Consider the following 17,901-nt stretch of genomic DNA (forward strand, 5'->3'; position numbering starts at 1 on the left):
CTCCACCAAGCCCCACTCGGCATCGGAGAGTTCATGGCGACGTATCACCACACCATGATCCACTAGCCAAGATCACTTTGACGACACTGCCTAGGGCCACCTGAGACAGCGACAGCGACAACATCGCGTGAGACGGGACAGTAGACCCCGCCGGACCAGATCATCTGAGACGACGAGCGAATCGGACCAGATCACCTGAGACAGGGACCAGATCGACTGAGACGGGACACCCGACCTGCTGATCGGTGCTGGTGGAGGCGCTCGTGGGAATCGATAGTTGGCCCGGATCAGAAGCGGCAGTTGGCCCGAGAATGTCGCGCGATGTCACGAGGAGTAGCCGCCTGGTTGGCGATCGGCGGCGGGGTTCCCTGCCGTCACGTCCGCCTGCTTGGCTGAGCAGTCGCTCCATGTAATCCCGAGGAGGACTGGCCGGAGGGACGCCTCCGAAGCATGATCCGCACGAGCTTCCGGGCTCATGGAAGAACTCCACCGGTGGGACTCGGCGCGCTCAGCACACAGAACCTGGTCAACATCTTCGTCGCCCATAACGAGAACGGCCCCCGAGACAACACCGCCTTGGGGGCCGTCAGCATGACAGCGCGGCTACCGTCGTCGCCGGTCAGTCTCCGTAGGGGTGGATCTTGAGGTGGACGTCAGCGTCCTGCCTCGGCTGATCGCTGCTCCAGTACGCCCATCCATTCCAATGGCCCGGGTGATCATGGTCGCCGTGAGCCGTCGTTGCGCTGAGAGAGGCCCCGGTTCGATACGACGTCACCTCGACATCGTCGCCGTAGCAGACCGGCGCACCGCCGTTCGCTCCGATGAGTTTGCCGCCGGGTGTAAGTCGCGCCTGGGTGCCGCCGTCCCTGGTGAAAACCAACTCACCGTCAGCGCCCTCGGAAATGCTCCAGCTCCCGATGGTGACTTTGTTGCCTTCTGCCACGACGTTCTCCTCACTCCACAAGGTATCCGGGCTAATCGGTGCCTTGTTGAAGGTAGGCAGTCACGCTGAAGGCAGCGCGGTAGCCATCCCGGGACACACCGTCAGCTCCATCGAACGTGTCTCGACCTTGCCTACGTTGACGAAAAGTCATGGCCACGGGCCCCCCGCCTTGCGCGGGGCCGATTCGCGAGATCATGGGAAAGTCGGAAGCCAGGCCGTCGCCCACCATCGCAACCGGGACCCGTCCAGCACCAGCCGCGACCGAAAAGCGGCGCCACCCGTGAACTGGCCGATCAGCGCCGCCAGATCACACACATCCGACCACGCCCCGGGCCCCGCCCTCGTCGACATGCCAGAACGACACCACCCGGTACGCGTACGCGCGGGCGGGATCCCCAAACGAGACCTCTACTCGGGAAGCTTCACCCACCCTAGTGACCGATTCGGTCACCCACCGTAGCCGTAGGGCCAGTGCGGCCAGCGGCGGCAGGCGGAGCTCGAGGAGCTGCCCCCATGGGGCTGGTGACAGGTTCGCAAGGGCCAGGCCCCATCCTGAAAGGCAGGGGGCGCAGCAGGGCATCCCTGTTGCCTGGCCGGCCAGCGGGGATCGAGGTTCGGCGTCGGCAGGGGTGGTGCCGGACCTCGGCCCGGCCACGCTGGCCCGCGCCGGACTGCCGACGCGGTGGCAAGGAGGCTGTGGAAGTGGTTCCTGAGACCTGGCGTCGCTCACCGTGGCAGAAGTCCGCCGGCCCTTGGCGGCTGCCGACCAGGTAGGGGCTTCACACCGCGTATTGAGGCGCGCGGTCACCTGACGTCCGGGCGACGCCAGCGCCACTCCGTCGCCGTCGCTGCTGGCGTCGCACCGGCCTTGCGGATGTTCTCCGCACCGAATCCGGCCCTGAGGTCACATCGGTCGCCGAGCTCACAACACGGCCGCTGATCAGCCGGGACGGAGAACCGGCGCTGGGGCGCTGGGCAAAAGAGGCGCCTACCGGTCCCACCGGTAGGCGCCTCACTGTCTTCTCGGGCTGGGACGCTAGATGGACACGAGTCCGGACTGATCGAAGTTGCTTGCCCATTCCCTGATGATTCCGATCATCTGGTCCCAAGCTCCTGTCAGCAACAGGACTCCTACGATGACTAGCATGCCGCCGCCCAGCCTCATGACCAGGAGGTAATGCCGTTTCACCCAGCCGAATGCTCCGAGTGCGCCACGGAAGGCGACTGCCGTCACCAGAAAGGGAAGGCCCAGGCCTACGCAGTAGGCGGCGCTGAGCAGGGCTCCCCGTCCGGCGCTCGCCTGTTCCATGGCGAGCACCTGTACTGCGCTGAGTGTCGGTCCCAGGCATGGTGTCCATCCCACGCCGAAGACCACGCCGAGCACGGGGGCTCCGATCAAACCGACAATCGGCCGTCGGTGCAATCTGAACTCGCGCTGAGCAAATTTTGGCAGCAAGCAGGCGAACGTCAATCCCATGAGGATTGCAAACGCTCCGGATACTTGTTGAATAATACGCTGATGCTGCTGGAGGAAATATCCGAACGATCCAAATAATGCTCCTGCGGATACGAACACGATCGTGAATCCTGCAACGAAGAGGGTGGCGCCGAGTAGAACTCGGCCGCGTTTTCTACCCTCGGCGTCGGCAAGGTCCGCAGCAGAGAATCCAGTGACATAGGGCAAGTAGCCTGGGACGAGAGGGAGGACGCAAGGAGAAAGGAACGACACAAGGCCTCCGAGCATCGCCACCGGGATTGCGAGGAATAGGGCACCGGTGAAGATGGTCTGACTCCCGTCGAAAACCAGAACGACTCGCGCTGTCTAGCTCACGACGCCACCGCGATCACGGCAAAACGCACCTTTTGTCGAAAGGCGGACAACGAGACGAGCGCGTGAGGGCGCTGAATCAGAGTGCAGCACATGAAACAAAGCCTCTCACGGTAGTGGACGGGGCTTGAATGCAGGGGCGACCGACCGTATTTGGCCAGGGCCAGGGCAGCGGTGCGCACCTCTCCACTCACTCCCGTGGCCCGCCTGTCAGACCCCACGCCTCGTCGACCGGGACAGCCGGCTTCTGGTACCCGTCGCCTGCGCGGCGGATGGAGGTATACCGGGAGATGAGCGAGGCCGACGACTGTGTGTTCGGCGGCACCCTGCACCACTGGTGGCTGCGCGCCCAGCTCTACCGAAACCCAGAGGGCGACCGCATCCACGCCGCCGTCAGGGCTGGCACCACCCCCGGCACCTCCGCGGCGCGGACGGCGGCGGGACGGCGGCGGCGCCGACCTGGTGGCCGCCGACGACGCACTGGCGCGCGGCCTGCTTGGATACAGGTATGAACAGCGGCAGCCATCAGGAATCGGGCCTCTCGAAGAGTGTCTGGAGCGACACCGACTTCGAGGAGATGGGATGGCACGACGCCACCGTCCACGGCCTGTACGTGCAGCAGACGCGAGACGTCCTGCCTCGGCTTCTGCTCGACCTCGACTACATCGTCCGCTGGGTCCACCCGGTCCGGCCGGCAAAGAACTTCTCCTTCTGGATCGCCCCTGCGACGCTCGTCTTCGAAGAGGTCTGGGACCTTGAGGGCGACCTCGGTTTCAAGGGCATGCATCCGGAGCTGGAGATCGACTCGGTGCGCCGGCTGGCGCCGGACGACGGCAGGCAGGACTGGCCGCAATGGCACGTCGAAGGCCACTCGTTCGACCTGAAGTTCCGCGCGTCGGGCTTCCGTCAGTACTTCCGCGACACCCCGCGGCTCACGTCGGTCCAGGCCCTGTCCGCAGCCGAGCGCGGAGGCTGCTGCTTCACCGAGGTCGGCTTCGGCTGAGCAGGTCCGGTCCCGCGTCCTCGACCGGGAGCGGGTGACACCACTCGGCAGTACGCCACGGGCCTCGTTCCGAACCCTGTCTGACCTGAGTTCAACTCCCGGCCGATGGTGCCCGAAGGGACCCGCCCGCCGAGACGGTCGCCATCGCTGGACCGGGTTCGGACCGTCGGCGAGCGGCTGAACGCCCCATCCGCCCGCCTGTCGGACAGGGCTGAGGTGCCGTCGCCGACCCACGCACCCCCACGCACCGCGCTCGAACTCGAACTCGAACTCGGACTCGACTGACGCCGGGACGGCCGGCGGCCCTGACACCGGCCATGGGGCGCCCGGCCACCGGTGTGTGACCGCCACGGTGGCCGGGCTCTGAACCCCGGTGGCACGGGTCCGGACGATGAAGAGGGGGATGTCCACCGCCCGAACCACGCTCTCGACCACCGGTCCTCTTCTCACCCCGATCCGCCCCCGCAAACCACCAGGCATCGCAGAAGGCCACCGGCAGTGGCGACGACGTCCAGGGCGTGCTCGGAGAACGCCCTGCCCTGGCCGTCCCGCTCGAGGCGCAGCGCGGACAGCTTCGCCCCGGCTGGGAGCAGGGCGGCGGCCTCGCGGCGCCCGGTCGCGGTCAGGATCCACAGCTTGCGGTTGTCCGGCAGGCGCAGTTCCTCCCGCACCCTCCCCGCGGCCTCCAGGTCGACCACGGCGTCGCGGGTCGCCCGATCGTTGCGCTGTCCCGGCAGCACCAGATGCCACAGCTCCCGCCCGGTGGCACGCTGGAACAGGCCATGGCCGGGCTTGTGGACGCTGGCCCATCGCGGCGGCCTGGGTGTCCAGGCCCTCACCGTCTGGGTCTTTCGCACCGAGGCGGACACGCTGGAGACTGGCTCGGCAGGAACGCAGCCTCGCCGGTCTTCCTCGGTCTGCCGACGATTCGACAGCATCGCAGCCGCCGCCGTGCAGTGAGGCTCAGCACGGCACGCCTGCGACGCTGTCGTCCAGGCACGACGGCGTCGGGCCCTGAGGCCTGTCCGACAAATGACCAGACAAATGAGCAGTTGAACACCTCATCGGACAGACGTCGACCGCCGGATGTCGCTGGCGACGAGGTCACCGGGCGGTCTGGAACCGGTAGACCTTCCGGCCGCCGGCGGGCCCGGCCAGGGTGGTGGGGCGTGGGACGCCGGACGCACCGACGCCTCGAGGTACACCGTCTCAACCCTGCGACGGCGTCCAGAACGCGGTGATCCTCGCGGCTCCGGGCCCGATCCTCTGCCAGGAACCGTCGAACTCGAGGACGGCCACGGAGGCGGTCGGGAACCCAGACTCCTCCACCCATCGCGAGAGGTCGCCGTCGGCCGTTCCGACGAGGAGCCGGACCAGCTCGGACAGGCTCGGATCGTGTCCGACGACGACCAGGTCGCCCACGTCGTCCGAACTCCCCCGCACCATCGCGACCAGCTCGCCGATCCCCGCTTCCCCCCGATGGATCTCCACACTGAGGTCGTAGAGCCCCTGCTCGTGGACCGTCTCGGGGAGCCGCGGCAACGCGGCGCCCACGCGTTCCCAGGTCTCCCTGGTCCGGCGGGCGCCGGACACCCGCGCGAGATCGGGCGTGATGCCGGAACCCGCGAGCCATCGTCCGGCCCGGGACGCCTCCTCCCGCCCCCACTCGTCGAGACGCCGTTCCCTGTCGACCGCCGTCTCCCGTTCGGCCTGCGCATGACGGATCAGGACGAGCCTCCGGCCGGTACCCACGATCACGTTGACCTCCCCCTGTCTGCGGGCCGTGGCGCCGCCCGGCGGAATCGCCTGATCCTTTGCATCCGAACACTATCCGGCGCGAGTTACGCAGTAAGGAAGTACTTGACTGTAAATATGTGCCGACTCATAGTTAAGTACATGCCTAACTATGCTGGATCGCTGGACCGGGTGTTCCAGGCGCTGGCGGATGAAACGCGCCGGGCGATGGTGCAGCGCCTGATCCGTGGGCCTGCGCCGGTCAGCGAACTGGCCAGGCCACTGGAGATGTCACTACCGGCGGTCATGCAGCACATCCAGGTGCTGGAAGCGTGCGGGCTGGTCAGATCCGAGAAGGTCGGCCGCGTCCGCACCTGCCGCATCGAGCCGGAGGTACTGCGGACGGCCGAGGACTGGCTTGCCGAGCAGCGCACGTCCTGGGAATGGCGCCTGGACCGGCTCGGCGACTACCTGCTCGATGATCCCGGCACACCGGAGCAAGGGAACTTGTGATGATCGACCGTTCTGTCACGCACGCCACGTTCACCCTCGAACGCCTCTACCCGGCCACGGCGGCCCGGGTGTTCGCGGCATGGGCCAACCCGAAGGCGAAGGCCCGCTGGTTCTCCACCCCCGACGCGGAGCATGAACTGGACTTCCGGGTCGGGGGCCGGGAGGTCAACCGCAGCCACCCGGACAACGGCCTGTCGATGACGTTTGAGTCGTTGTACCGCGACATCGTCCGGGACGAGCGCATCGTCTACACCTCCGTGTTGCACGTGGAAGACGACCTGGCGACGGTATCGCTGACGACCGTGGCGTTCTGCCCGGCCGATGGGGGCACCCGGCTGGTCCTCACCGAGCAGGGCGCCTTCCTCGACGGCCGGGAGGAGCCCTCCTGGCGGAAGCACGGTACGGGCGACTGGCTTGACGCGCTGGGCGTCGAGCTGGGTACGGGAGGGCGCGAGTGAGCCCGCGGGCGGCCGCCTTGAGGTGGCGGGCGCTGGTGTTGCTGGGCACGGCGTTCTTCATGACCATCCTGGACGGGACCAGCTTGCTCACCGCCCTGCCGGCCGTCGAGCGGGAGTTTCGGGTGCACGGCACCGCCGTCCACTGGGCGGTCACGGCCTACGCGCTGGCCTTTGCCGGCCTGCTGCTGTGCGGCCGCGCCGCGGATCTGCTCGGCCGTCGCAGGGCCTTCCTGGCCGGGATGTCGCTGCGCGTGTTGGCCTCGTTGGGACGCGGGTTCGCCCCGACGGTCGAAGCCCCGGTTGCGGCCCGCGCTTTGCAGGGTGTGTCGGCCGCCATCATCGCCCCCGCAGCCTTGCCCATGGTGACGAACGCCTTCGCCGAAGGCAGCGAGCGGAACAGGGCACTGGGAATCTGGGGGTGGGATCGGAGGGTTCGGTGCCACCGCCGGGCTGCTGCTCGGCGGCCTGATCACCACTACGCTCGGCTGGCAGTGGGTCTTCTGGACCGACGTCCCGGTCGGGGTGGTGGTGCTGATCCTCGCGCCGGTGATACTGCCTCACGGCCGGGGTGATGACCGTGGCGGCCGTCGTCGGCGCTCTGGTCTGCCAGCGGGTTGTGACCAGGATCGGCGTGCGTCCGGTCGCGACCGTCGACACTGCCCTGCTCGGTGGAGCCTGCCTGCTACTCACCCTGGTGGTGCCCGAGCACAGCTCACCGGAACTGCTGACATTTGCCCTGTTGGTCTTCGGGGCGGGCATGGGCACCGCCACCGTCTGTACGCAGATCACGGCGTTCACCGGTGTCGCTGAACGGCACTCCGGTCTGGCCGCCGGACTCGCCGATACCTGCTTCGCGGTTGGTACCGCCCTCGGCGTAGCCATCGCCGGCAACGTTGTCGCCGCGCAGGCACCCACGCCTGGGATCGCCGCGCCGCAGACGCTGGTTCCCGGTCATCCGGCCGCGTTCGCCGTGATCGGCCTCGTCGCGGCAGTGGGCGTGGTCATCGCTCCGGCCGTGCTCGGCAGGCGATCGGCACCGGTCACCAGAGAGACCGCGGCGCCTCCCGTCGACCAGATCGTGACCGACCCCATTTCCAACTGACCCATTGAGGAGCTTCCATGTCAGACCGTGACCCGGTCGCCGAGATCGGACCCTTCAGCGACTCAGGCGCCGACGCGACCCCCTGGCCGACCGCACTGCGTGAGCTGGAGCAGGCGCGACTGTTCTGGCTGTCCACCGTCCGGCCCGACAGCCGGCCCCACGTGACACCGTTGCTGGCCGTCTGGACCGGCGGCGCCCTGTACTTCGCCACCGGTGACCAAGAGCGCAAGACGCGTAACCTCCACGCGAACGACCACTGCGTCATGACGACCGGCACGAACGTCCTCGACGGTATCGACATCACCATCGAGGGACGTGCCGAGTTGGTGTGCGATCCGGCTGAACGCAGCACCACCGCCGACGCCTACGAGAGCAAGTACGGCGACCTGCTGACGAGCCCGGACGGCACCTGGCACGGCCTCGGTGACACCATCCGCTCCGGCAAGGTCCTGCTGTACCGCATCGACCCGGAGGCCGGATTCGCCTTCGGCAAGGGCGAGACGTACAGCCAGACCCGCTACCGCTTTCAGCACTGACCGCTGACTCCGCGGGCGCGTGTCAGACGGCCGAGCGTTGGCCCGTGAACCCGCGCAGGATCACCTCGGTGGACGCGGTACGGGTCCGGATCGCGGTCGCGTACTTGACTATCTGATCGTGCTGCTGGGTGATGAGTTCCCAGCGGATCGGGCGGGTCAGCGCCGGGGCCAGCTGCGGGTAGGCGTCCGGCTCGCCGGCCCGGCCGGTACAGCTTCACCTTGTTGATCCGCTTGGTCCTCGGCAGCAGATCAAAGTTCAGCAGCCTCGTGACGCCGAACCCGATTTCCGACCTTATGTGGACAGTTCAAGTTGATCTTCCTTCGGCTTGCCGCTCGGGGCGTTGGCGGTGTTGGTGCGGGCCGGAGAAGCCGCGCGCATAGAGTGAGATCTTCGATGGAGTGGCAGGGGTGGAGGCCGTGGAAATCACCGTCCAGTGGATACGGACGTCCTGGACGAAGCAGTCCCGCGGAGGAGAGGCTGCCGCCCGGAGGAACGCGACCCCAGTCGGCTTCACTGTCCCGTATATGCCGCCCTCGTTTGCGCACGTAGTCCGCATGCATGAGCGAGACGGCTTCGAGCCCCATGGCGTCGAGGAAGACCTGCGCAAGGTCGACGTCCAGCTTCGCGAAGCCGACGGCCGACTGCGCGTCCTTCCCCGAGTGCAGCCCCTGTTCGCCATCCCACCTCGGCCGCGACGGCCCCCAGCTGTGCGCCTTGCCTCCGGCCAGTGGGTCCGCTGGCAGCTCAACTACCGTTTCAGCAGCGCGGCGGGTGTGCGGGGCTGGTCGTACTGGCTGGACACCTTCAACATCGCCTATGGCCCGGTGGATGCCGACGTGTTCTTGTCGGATCCCACTGTCCACGTTGACGAGCAAGGACCGCTCCGGTAGCTCAGCCATGGGGCAATCACGCACTGGAGCCGTCCTCCTCCGCTTCCGCGTTGACCGGCTGCCTGAGGTCGGCCAGGAGTCTTTCGATGCGTTCGCTGGTGCAGCGGTGGCGTTCGACCTCGCGGTCCCAGCCGCGTTCGGCCGCGTCGCGGGCGAGGGTCAGCTCGACCTCGCGCCGTGCCCGCAGTCGTGGTGCGTACTCGGGCGTGGTGACGAACTTTGCGCAGGTCAGGTAGAGGTCGCATTCGCAGGGGCCTTCGGCGGGGAGCCGGAGGCAGCGGCCGAGTTCGAGTTCGGTCTTGAAGAAGTTGGTCTTGAGCCAGTCGACCAACGTATCCGGCAACGTGCCGTTGCGCAGTTCGTCGGCGGCAGGGCCAGCGATGGTGGCGCCGGGGCCGAGCACTGCCTGGTAGTCGCGCAGGACTTCCTGGTCGCTGATCTGCGCGTAGACGAGGGCCATGTTCACGGAGGTGTGCCCGAGGACCTTCATGATGGTGTGGAGTTTCGCGCCGCGTTCGGCGAGCTGGGTGCCGACGGTGTGGCGGAAGCGGTGGGCCGAGACGGTGCCGCGGCCGGTGCCGCCGCGGCCGCCGGGGCGGACGAGGCCGGCGGTCTTGCAGGCGGCCTGGATCGGGGTCTCGAACAGGTAGTACGTCGACAGCAGCTTGCCGTGGCTCATGAACAGGTAGCGGATCTCCTCGCCGGTCCGCTCGTCGGTGAACGGCCGCTCCGGTGCGTGTCTGCGCAGGTCGATGACCTTCTGCAGGGCCTCGGCGGCGTCCTCGTGCAGCGGAACGACGCGCTCTTGGTAGGTTTTGCGGCCGGACAGGCGGAGCCGCGGGGTTCCGTCGGGGTAGCGGTCCAGGCAGTCCAGCGGCAGGCGCTGGATCTCGGTGCGGCGGGCTCCGGACCAGCGGGCGACCAGCAGGGCGGCTCGCTGGAACGGGCAGGCGATCGCGTCGATGGCGGGCATCAGCCGGTCGAGGTCCTGGTCGGGGATGAACTGCGGCACCTTCTCGGTGTACTTCGGTGCGTCGCCGGCGCCGATGAGGGTGTGGCCTGGCACGTCGTCGTACTGCCAGAGCGCGGTGTCACGGAAGAACTGCGACAGCCCGGAGATCCGCTGGATCCGTGACATGACGCCCAGCGGTTTGCCCGTGGTCGGGGCCGGGACCTCGGCGATGTGTCCGATCCAGTCCAGGCAGTGCTGACGTCTGACGTCGGCGAAGGTCGTGATGTCGGGGTGCTGTTCGCCGAGCCACTGCCCGAAGACCCGGACCGCGAGCTCCAGCTTCTCCACCGTCGAGGGTGCGTCGGTCAGTCTGCGGGCCGCGAGCCACTTCTCCGCGACGGCCTGCATCCGGGGAGGCAGGGCCAGGGGCGGTTTCCACGACGGCATCAGCTTGCGTGGCTGGACGGCGACCTGGCCTCGGTGGAAGAGCACCACCTCCAGCTGGTGCAGGTGCGTGATCCAGCACCTGGCCGGGCCCTCGTAGAACTGCTCGGCTGAGGGGTAGAAGGCCCCGAACTCTGGATTCTTCGGGAAGAGCCGGATGGCTTCGAGGACCTCGGCGATGTGCTCGCCGGTGATGTCGGCGACGTCGGTCAGGCCGTTGCGGAGCACGATCCGGGCCACCGACCAGTGCATCGCCTGCTTTACCGCCGGTCCGCTGTAGCCGAGGGCGATCGCCTCCTCGACCAGCGCTGTGGTGCCCAGGTCGATCCCGGCGAGCGTGGCCTGGTCGTGAACACGCAACTGGCCGACAGCGAACATCCACGGGTAGTCGAACGTCGCATATCCGCGCAGGCCGAGGTAGGTGAGGTAGGGCCGGGCCTTGTGCGAGGCGGGAAACGGCGGGGAGTGGAAGGACTCGCCGGGCAGTCGGCCCACCCGGTCGGCCAGCGGCTCAGCGAACCACGCGGACAGGTCCGGCCACCGTTCGCGAAAGGCCCGGTAGAAGCGCAGTTTGGCGTTGAGGTAGTGGTGGTTGAAGCCGTCCTGAGCGCGGACGAATCGCACGTACTCATGGTCGGGGCAGTGTTGGGGGCGCTGTCGGCGGACCGGGTCCGGGCTGGCCGCCATGGCCGCAGTGGAGATCGGGCCACCCCTCATGAAGTGGCCTCCCGCGGCTTGCCCAGGGTGTCCAGGGCCCGGTGGCAGTCGGCGACGACGGCAGGGTCGGAGACTCGGGTGTAAAGACGCGTCGACTCCGGCGAGGCGTGACCGAGTCGCTTCTGCAGCGTCAACTCTCGCATTCCGCCCTCCCACATGCGGGTCGCGTGGGTGTGGCGCAGGGCATGGGGCGTCACCCAGAGCTCGCGGATCCCGGCGCGGGCGCAGGCCCGGGAGAACATCCGCACCAGCCCGTCGTAGCCGAGAGCTTCCAGGCGCCGGGTGCCGCGGCCGCCGATCAGGAACACGAGCCGGCTGTCGGCGTCCTGCGGGCGCTCGTTCATCACGTAGGCGCTGACCGTGGCCAGGGTCTCCGCCTCGTGCAGGTCGACGACCCGCTCGAACCGGGACTTTGACCGGACGCCCTTGGGATGATCGTCACGGTGCCGGACGACCACTCGGCGCCGTCCGTAGGCCAGGTCGTCCAGGTGCAGGCCGAGGACTTCGCCAGGCCGCAGACCACCGTGGAGCATCAGCAGCACGATCGCCCTGTCACGCAACCCACGCAGTTGCGCGAGCAGCAACTGGACCTGGTCGTCTTCCAGGGGGCGCGGTACCCGCTGAACGGTCTTGACACGCACGGCCCGCCGTACGGGGCGCTGCCGGCTGGCCCGTCCCATGAACGGGCGGTGGCGGTCGGAGACACGCTGCAGCGCAGGGTCCGGGCGCTTCTCGATCGGGTTGGCGCGCTCCAGCAGCCCCGCCAGGATCACGTACTCGTAGAACGAGGACACCGCGGCCAGGATCCGGTTCACGGTGCTCGCCGCGAGCTTGGTGGCCGGGCCCTCGGCGTCCATCGTGACCACCGACAGCGTCATGCGGCGGCGCGGCCGGCGGGACGGCACCGACCGCAGGTACTCCAGCAGCGCGATCGCGTCCGGCGGCCCGAACCGCTCCCAGCTCAGATCCTTGCTTGCGAAGAAGCGCCACAGGTGCCGAAGGTCGTAGGCGTACGAGACGAGGGTGTTCGGCGAGCAGTCCCGGGCGCCGAGGAACCGTAGGAACCCCGCAACGACCTCGACCGGCACACCGTCCTCGTCGACCAGCTGGACCAAGGTCGAGCCGTCCTCGTGACGCTGCTGCTGTACCCGCACGGAAGCCCCCGGAGCCATCGCACCTGACGGCACGACCGGCCGCCCCCGCCCCTCAACGAGGGCCAAGGTGTCCAGGTAACTAAATGGCCGTGCGAGTCCGTGTAGTTGGCCTCCACGTCCATGGTGGTGTCGTGCCGCATCGTGCCCTCGATCATCGCAGCGACCTCGGAGGCGGTGCAGTTGATCAGCTGGGAGTGGATGGCCAGGGACTTCTTATCCACGTGCCTTGTGATCGTCTCGGCGCCATGTGGCCACCGCACGCCGCGGGTCAACCGGATGTGGGCCGCAGATTGTTCATGAGCAGGCCGAGGGCGAACTCGAAGCGGTCGTGTCCGGTGCCTGAGATCAGCTCGGCGGCATGGCGTCGGGTGTGCGGGAACTTCTCGGCGGGCAGTGCGGTGAAGCGGTCCAGCAACTCCTCGTGGCTGAGCACCCATTCGTGATCCTGGTGCCGGCGCCGTTGTCGGACCAGCGACTGCTCCAGTGCATAGGCGCTGACGTAGAGGGAGAGCGCGTCGCGGGCCCATCCGGCCGTCCTCGGTTCGATGCCGCCCGCGAGCAGGATCGCCAGGATTCCTTCGCCGACTCGCAGCGTTTCCAGGTTGGTCGGCACCATGGCCAGCGCGGCGCGCGAGATTCCAGGGTATTCCAGGTACAGGTCGCGGATCTGTGTGTACACCCCGAGCAGCTGCTCGCGCCAGGCGGCCGGGTCCGGTTCGGGGAGCATGACCTCGGCGTAGAGCCTGCCGATCAGCAGATCGTCGATGTCGTCCTTGTTGACGATGTGCGCGTACAGCGACGACGGACCGGTGCCGAGCACGGCGGCGACCCGGCGGATGGTCAGCGCGTCATACCCCTCGGTGGCGACGACCTCCAGGGCGGCGTCGGTGATCCGTTCGACGGTGATCGGCTTCTTGCGTGGCGCCGACGCGGCGACCTCCGCTGCGGGTTGGGCGTGGCGAGCTGCGCGGCGTTGGCGGGGATCGGCGGACATGCCGACCACTATACCTTGACGCGATCTAAGTTCGTTGAGTAGAACTTAGATCACCAAAACGAACTAAGTTCGTACCGATGTTCCGGAGGTATGCGATGCGAGTTTCCATTGTCGGAGCAGGCCTGGGAGGCCTGGCCCTCGCGCAGGGTCTGCGCGGTGCCGGGATCGAGGCCGACGTGTTCGAGCGCGACCCGGGGATCGCCGCACGATTCCAGGGCTACCGGCTCGTCCTGGACCCGATCGGTTTCCAGGCGGTGCGCGACTGCCTGCCGACGCGCTGGCACCCGCTGCTGGACGAGATCGTCATGGACGCCTCCGCCGAGCAGCTGATCCTGGACCCGCAGCTGAACGAGATCGGCAGGCTCGGCGCGGGCCGGACCGGCATCGTGGTCGACCGGCAGGTGCTGCGACACCTGTTGCTGACCGGCCTCACCGTGCACACCGATGCCGCGCTGACCGGCTACGACGTGCTGGCCGACGGCAATGTCCAAGCCCAGTTCGCCCGCCGCGACCCGGCCACCGCCGACCTGCTCGTCGGCGCGGACGGCGTCACCTCCGCGGTCCGCGAGGTGCTGTCGCCGCAGACCACCCCGACCGACACCGGCGTCCGGTTCGTCATCGGCCGCACCCCGCTGACCGACGAGTTCGCCGGCCTGTCCAAGGCATACGGCTCGAAGATCGCGGGCGACGGCGTCAGCCTGCTGCTCGGCGCGATGCGCTTCCGTACCCCGCCGAAGCAGGCCGCCGAGCAACTGGCCCCCGAAGTCACGCTGCCCGACATCGGCGACTACGTGCGCTGGGCCATGATCCTGCCGCCGAACGGCTCACCGGAGAACCTGACCGCGCAGGACACCGTGCTGTCCAGGATGGAAGGGTGGCACCCGCGGCTACGCACGCTGATCGAGCAGGCCGACCCGGACAACAGCACCCTGCTGTCCATCCGGGTGGTCAGGCCCGGTGAGCGCTGGGCGTCCGGCCCGGTCACGCTGCTCGGCGACGCGATCCACGCCACCTCCCCGACCGGCGGCAACGGCGCGAACACCGCACTGCGCGACGCCGACCTGCTGCGCCGCTGCCTGATCGAGGCACGCGAAGGCCGCCAGGATCTGCTCAGTGCGGTCGACGACTACGAGCGGCAGATGTTCGAGTACGGCGCCGAGGCCGTGCGCAGCAGTCTCGAGAAGCTGCCTGCCTTCGCCCCCGAAGCGAAACTGTCCTGAGGTCGAAGTTCACCTTGCGCGATCAACCGGACCCGCCCGCTCGTGGACATCCTGATCTCCGCCAGCTGACGACGCGGTCGACCGCTGGAGGCCAGCGACAAGATCGTTCGGCCGTTGGCAGCGCACGGTGGCGCGTCGGCCCCGCACGCGCGGGGGTGGCTCGCTCGGTTGGGTCGCCCGCTGGTCGAGCAGTCGCAGCCCGTCACGCGCCCGTGGGTCAGCCTTTGTCAAGGCGGGTCGATGTGGGTCGACGGTTCGGCTCGACGCGAGTGTGCGCTGGTGGTCCCCGATCAGCGGCGGCCGGTGGCCAGGATGACGAGAAACTGGCCGCCGCCCGCCTCGATGTCGGCGGTCACCGGCAGCCCCGGTGCCAGTCGGGAGAACCGGTCCACCAACCAATCCGCCGCTTCCTGGGCGTCCTGCCTGGTCGGACAACGGCCCACCATCTCGCGGCCCCCCTTGCGCTCCAGCCTCGTGGCAACGGTGATCAGCGGCGCGGGTTCGGCCACGTACAGGCGGTCCGGCCAGGCGATGACCACCTTGACCGCGCCCTTGCGGGTGTTGCACCCGCGGTGCGCGAGCCGCTCGGCGACCTTGGCCTTCCGGTCGGCGGTCCGGCTGTCAACGCTGGGCCCCCTGGGATCGTTCACCGACTTGTCGGGGTCGACCGGTTCGTCGCACACCCAGCATCGCCAGCCGTCGCGCTCAGCCACATCATCGAGGAGACTCACCCGGACAAACTAGCTTGCCCGGCCGCCACCCCGCGCACCAGGGCCTCGGCAACCAGGTGAGCGGTGGTCCACGTTGTTCCTGAACGACGGGCGAATGATCGGGAATCTGCGGTCACCACCCGACTTTGCCGGCCTCTGGAGGAAGGTCACCGTGGTGACCGTGCCCCGGAGGCCTACCTGTCTCATGCGTTCCAGGAGTTCCGTTCGCTGAACGCTTCCGCAAACTTGTCGTTTCTGGCTTTATCGGGCAGTGGTGACGTCACTTGTCGACGGGTTCGGGAAGCGCCCAAAACCACGGTCTGGTGATGTTGATGAGTTTGGGTTCTGGCACGAGTTGTGCGGTCGGTGGCGGGGAGTGGCGGAGTTGCCTTTCCTCGGCGACCGAGGGTGGGTTGCTGGTCGGGAGGATCACTCAGGTCGGCCGAACGCGGAGCGCCACAGGATCGGTGGGTGAACAGTGACTATCCGTTCGAGAACGGCCGCGACCTCTCGTGGGCACTGGAAGGATTCGGTCCCGACGAGTGGCCCTGCTCGTCCGTCACCCTGGCCCGAGAGCAGTTCCTCAAGGTCAGGGGCCTGTTCGCGCTCGGTGATGACGAGTGGATGACGACCGGCGACCATCCGGTTCCTGTCGAGGTTCAGGGCTCGCTACAGGCAGTCGTCGAGACCGCTCTGTTCGAGGAAGGAGTGGACTACTTCCTCGGGGCTTGTCAGGACCTCCCTCCGGGCCCTGGCCTCCCACTGGATGATCTGGCCGTTCCCGGGGTGGACCCCTCCGCCGTAGCGTCTACACAATCCGTGACAGCGCCACAACGCCACAACTTGTGATTCATCGTCCGGCTTCGAACAGCGTACGGACCGCCCCCCCCCGCCCGGCGTTCGGGCTTCCCTTCGGAGCTGTCAGCAGCGTGGTGCGGGGGCGCCTTCAGTGCCTGTCGGGTACCTGACATTCCTTGGCTGTTCATCCGCCGTCTCCACTGCCTCGAAGCTCCCGGGGGAAGGCCACAGGTGGTCCGGTGCGGTGACATCCCGCACGCGCACCGGCGCGACGGAGAGGGTGGGGCTGATGTCCGGAATAACCCGACGGAGGCTGCTGGGATCGGCGGCCGGCGCGATGGGAGCGGCAGCGGCGATGAGCCTGCTGCCACCGAGTGTCCAACGAGCGGTAGCGGCGGGGGTACCGAAGGCCGGTTCGCTGCGGGACGTCCAGCACGTGGTCCTGCTGATGCAGGAGAACCGGTCCTTCGACCACTACTTCGGCACGCTGGCCGGTGTCCGCGGCTTCGCGGACCCGAACGCGCTGCGGCTGGACAACGGACGCTCGGTGTTCTACCAGCCCGACAGCGTCAACCCGGACGGCTACCTGCTGCCGTTCCACCTGGACACCCTCACCACGAGCGCGCAGGCGATCCCGTCCACCAGCCACTCCTGGTCGGTGCAGCACCGGGCCTGGAACGGCGGGAAGATGGACCGGTGGCTGTCCGCGCACCGGTCCGCCGACGGCGTCAACGGCCCGTACGTGATGGGGTACTACACCCGGGAGGACATCCCCTTCCAGTTCGCCCTGGCCGAGTCGTTCACCATCTGCGACAACTACTTCTGCTCGGTCCAGGGACCGACCTGGCCCAACCGGCTGTACTGGATGACGGGTTCGATCGGAGCCGACGGCGGCCAGGGCGGCCCGATCATCAGCAACTCGGCACCCGAGCCGCTGACCTGGAAGACCTACCCCGAACAGTTGGAGGCGGCCGGCGTCAGCTGGCAGGTCTACCAGGAAGCCGACAACTACGGCACCAACATGCTCTCGCTCTTCAAGAGCTTCCAGCAGGCCGCGCCCGGCAGCGCGCTGCACCGCAAGGGCATGACGGCCCGGCCGGCCGGCACCTTCGAGGACGACGCGCGCAACAACCGGCTGCCCGCCGTCTCCTGGATCCTGCCGACCGGCTACCAGTCCGAGCACCCGGACTACCTGCCCGCCGCCGGTGCCGACTACGTCGCCTCCAAGATCGAGGCGGTCGCCTCGAACCCCGAGGTCTGGGCGAAGACAGTGTTCATCCTCAACTACGACGAGAACGACGGGCTGTTCGACCACGTGCCGCCACCGGTGCCCCCGGCCGCCACGCCGGGCGAGTTCGTCGGCGGTCTGCCGATCGGCGGCGGCTTCCGGGTGCCGTGCATCATCATCTCGCCCTGGACGGTGGGCGGCTGGGTCGCCGGCGAGGCCTTCGACCACACCTCGGTGCTGCAGTTCCTGGAACGGTTCACCGGGGTCCGGTCGGCCACCGTCACCGACTGGCGTCGCAACGCCTTCGGGGACCTGACCTCGGCCTTCCAGTTCAACGGCGGCGTGTGCAAGGCCCCGGCGCTGCCCCCGACCGCCGAGCAGCTCGAACTGGCCAAGTACGAGGTGTCGAACTATCCGGCGCCCGCCCTTCCGGGCGCGGGCCAACAGTTCCCCACCCAGGAACCCGGCGACCGGCCGCACCGACCGCACCGACCGCACCGACCCCGATAACGCCCAGTAGCACCCGGCGGCCTTCGGCCAGGGCCCGGGCCGAAGGCCGCTGCGCACCGCCAGCGGGGCCTACGCCGCGTCAGACCGGCGTCCCAGCCACCGCGACGCTATTGCCGATCGTCAACGTGACCGCCCGTCCCCGAGAGTGCGGTCCGGGAGGTCCATG

At 68.2% G+C, this 17,901-nt stretch carries 17 protein-coding genes and 4 pseudogenes; 11 read left to right on the top strand and 10 right to left on the bottom strand.

What is annotated here, in order from left to right; all coding sequences use genetic code 11:
* Positions 1–619 precede the first annotated feature (619 nt).
* Entirely contained in the window at positions 620–943 is a 324-nt protein-coding gene (locus AB0O82_RS30155) for a hypothetical protein (RefSeq protein ID WP_363587081.1), read from the bottom strand.
* Positions 944–1,979: 1,036 nt separating this feature from the next.
* The gene (locus tag AB0O82_RS30160; RefSeq protein ID WP_363587132.1) at positions 1,980–2,750 is read right to left on the bottom strand and encodes a cytochrome c biogenesis protein CcdA; all 771 of its coding nucleotides are present in this window, start codon (positions 2,748–2,750) and stop codon (positions 1,980–1,982) included.
* 529 nt (positions 2,751–3,279) lie between these two features.
* Between AB0O82_RS30160 and AB0O82_RS30165 the strand changes: the two genes are divergently transcribed.
* A complete protein-coding gene (locus AB0O82_RS30165) occupies positions 3,280–3,774 on the top strand; it encodes a hypothetical protein (protein ID WP_363587082.1) in 495 nt (164 codons plus the stop codon).
* A 446-nt stretch (positions 3,775–4,220) separates the two neighbouring features.
* Here AB0O82_RS30165 and AB0O82_RS30170 read toward each other — a convergent pair whose 3' ends face one another.
* Both AB0O82_RS30170 and AB0O82_RS30175 read right to left on the bottom strand, forming a co-directional pair.
* A complete protein-coding gene (locus AB0O82_RS30170; RefSeq protein ID WP_363587083.1) occupies positions 4,221–4,631 on the bottom strand; it encodes a hypothetical protein in 411 nt (136 codons plus the stop codon).
* Between the two features lie 352 nt (positions 4,632–4,983).
* A complete protein-coding gene (locus AB0O82_RS30175; protein WP_363587084.1) occupies positions 4,984–5,532 on the bottom strand; it encodes a histidine phosphatase family protein in 549 nt (182 codons plus the stop codon).
* A 138-nt stretch (positions 5,533–5,670) separates the two neighbouring features.
* On the opposite strand from AB0O82_RS30175, the gene AB0O82_RS30180 reads away from it, so the two are divergent.
* The 6 genes and pseudogenes from AB0O82_RS30180 (at position 5,671) to AB0O82_RS30205 (ending at position 8,117) form a co-directional block, all read left to right on the top strand.
* On the top strand, positions 5,671–6,021 hold the full coding sequence (locus tag AB0O82_RS30180; protein ID WP_363587085.1) for a metalloregulator ArsR/SmtB family transcription factor: 351 nt from the start codon (positions 5,671–5,673) through the stop codon (positions 6,019–6,021).
* The gene (locus AB0O82_RS30185; protein WP_363587086.1) at positions 6,021–6,479 is read left to right on the top strand and encodes an SRPBCC family protein; all 459 of its coding nucleotides are present in this window, start codon (positions 6,021–6,023) and stop codon (positions 6,477–6,479) included. Before AB0O82_RS30180 ends, AB0O82_RS30185 begins: the two co-directional genes overlap by 1 nt.
* A gap of 59 nt (positions 6,480–6,538) precedes the next feature.
* Positions 6,539–6,862 (top strand): annotated as a pseudogene (locus AB0O82_RS30190) (MFS transporter); the annotation flags it as partial.
* A 40-nt stretch (positions 6,863–6,902) separates the two neighbouring features.
* A pseudogene (locus tag AB0O82_RS30195) lies at positions 6,903–7,019 on the top strand (hypothetical protein); the annotation flags it as partial.
* Positions 7,020–7,056: 37 nt separating this feature from the next.
* A complete protein-coding gene (locus AB0O82_RS30200; protein ID WP_363587087.1) occupies positions 7,057–7,581 on the top strand; it encodes an MFS transporter in 525 nt (174 codons plus the stop codon).
* A gap of 17 nt (positions 7,582–7,598) precedes the next feature.
* Entirely contained in the window at positions 7,599–8,117 is a 519-nt protein-coding gene (locus tag AB0O82_RS30205) for a pyridoxamine 5'-phosphate oxidase family protein (RefSeq protein ID WP_363587088.1), read from the top strand.
* 22 nt (positions 8,118–8,139) lie between these two features.
* On the opposite strand, the pseudogene AB0O82_RS30210 reads toward AB0O82_RS30205, so the two are convergent.
* A pseudogene (locus tag AB0O82_RS30210) lies at positions 8,140–8,301 on the bottom strand (Tn3 family transposase); the annotation flags it as partial.
* A gap of 233 nt (positions 8,302–8,534) precedes the next feature.
* Between AB0O82_RS30210 and AB0O82_RS30215 the strand changes: the two are divergent.
* Positions 8,535–9,008, top strand: a complete 474-nt coding sequence (locus AB0O82_RS30215) for a hypothetical protein (protein WP_363587089.1) — start codon at positions 8,535–8,537, stop codon at positions 9,006–9,008.
* A 16-nt stretch (positions 9,009–9,024) separates the two neighbouring features.
* Here the strand turns inward: AB0O82_RS30215 and AB0O82_RS30220 are convergent, their stop codons facing one another.
* From AB0O82_RS30220 to AB0O82_RS30235, 4 genes and pseudogenes are all read right to left on the bottom strand, one after another.
* A complete protein-coding gene (locus tag AB0O82_RS30220) occupies positions 9,025–11,028 on the bottom strand; it encodes a site-specific integrase (RefSeq protein ID WP_363587090.1) in 2,004 nt (667 codons plus the stop codon).
* Positions 11,029–11,117: 89 nt separating this feature from the next.
* The gene (locus AB0O82_RS30225; RefSeq protein ID WP_363587091.1) at positions 11,118–12,275 is read right to left on the bottom strand and encodes a tyrosine-type recombinase/integrase; all 1,158 of its coding nucleotides are present in this window, start codon (positions 12,273–12,275) and stop codon (positions 11,118–11,120) included.
* 98 nt (positions 12,276–12,373) lie between these two features.
* Positions 12,374–12,535: pseudogene (locus tag AB0O82_RS30230) on the bottom strand (Tn3 family transposase); the annotation flags it as partial.
* Between the two features lie 8 nt (positions 12,536–12,543).
* A complete protein-coding gene (locus AB0O82_RS30235; protein ID WP_363587092.1) occupies positions 12,544–13,269 on the bottom strand; it encodes a TetR/AcrR family transcriptional regulator in 726 nt (241 codons plus the stop codon).
* A gap of 95 nt (positions 13,270–13,364) precedes the next feature.
* Between AB0O82_RS30235 and AB0O82_RS30240 the strand changes: the two genes are divergently transcribed.
* Entirely contained in the window at positions 13,365–14,489 is a 1,125-nt protein-coding gene (locus AB0O82_RS30240; protein ID WP_363587093.1) for an FAD-dependent monooxygenase, read from the top strand.
* 290 nt (positions 14,490–14,779) lie between these two features.
* Here the strand turns inward: AB0O82_RS30240 and AB0O82_RS30245 are convergent, their stop codons facing one another.
* The gene (locus tag AB0O82_RS30245; RefSeq protein WP_363587094.1) at positions 14,780–15,220 is read right to left on the bottom strand and encodes a hypothetical protein; all 441 of its coding nucleotides are present in this window, start codon (positions 15,218–15,220) and stop codon (positions 14,780–14,782) included.
* 450 nt (positions 15,221–15,670) lie between these two features.
* Between AB0O82_RS30245 and AB0O82_RS30250 the strand changes: the two genes are divergently transcribed.
* Entirely contained in the window at positions 15,671–16,048 is a 378-nt protein-coding gene (locus AB0O82_RS30250; RefSeq protein WP_363587095.1) for a hypothetical protein, read from the top strand.
* Between the two features lie 238 nt (positions 16,049–16,286).
* Complete coding sequence (locus AB0O82_RS30255) at positions 16,287–17,735, top strand: alkaline phosphatase family protein (protein ID WP_363587096.1); 1,449 nt, start codon at positions 16,287–16,289, stop codon at positions 17,733–17,735.
* The last annotated feature ends 166 nt before the right edge of the window (positions 17,736–17,901 follow it).

It is taken from the genome of Kitasatospora sp. NPDC088264 (assembly GCF_040685715.1).
Taxonomy (GTDB): Bacteria; Actinomycetota; Actinomycetes; order Streptomycetales; family Streptomycetaceae; genus Kitasatospora.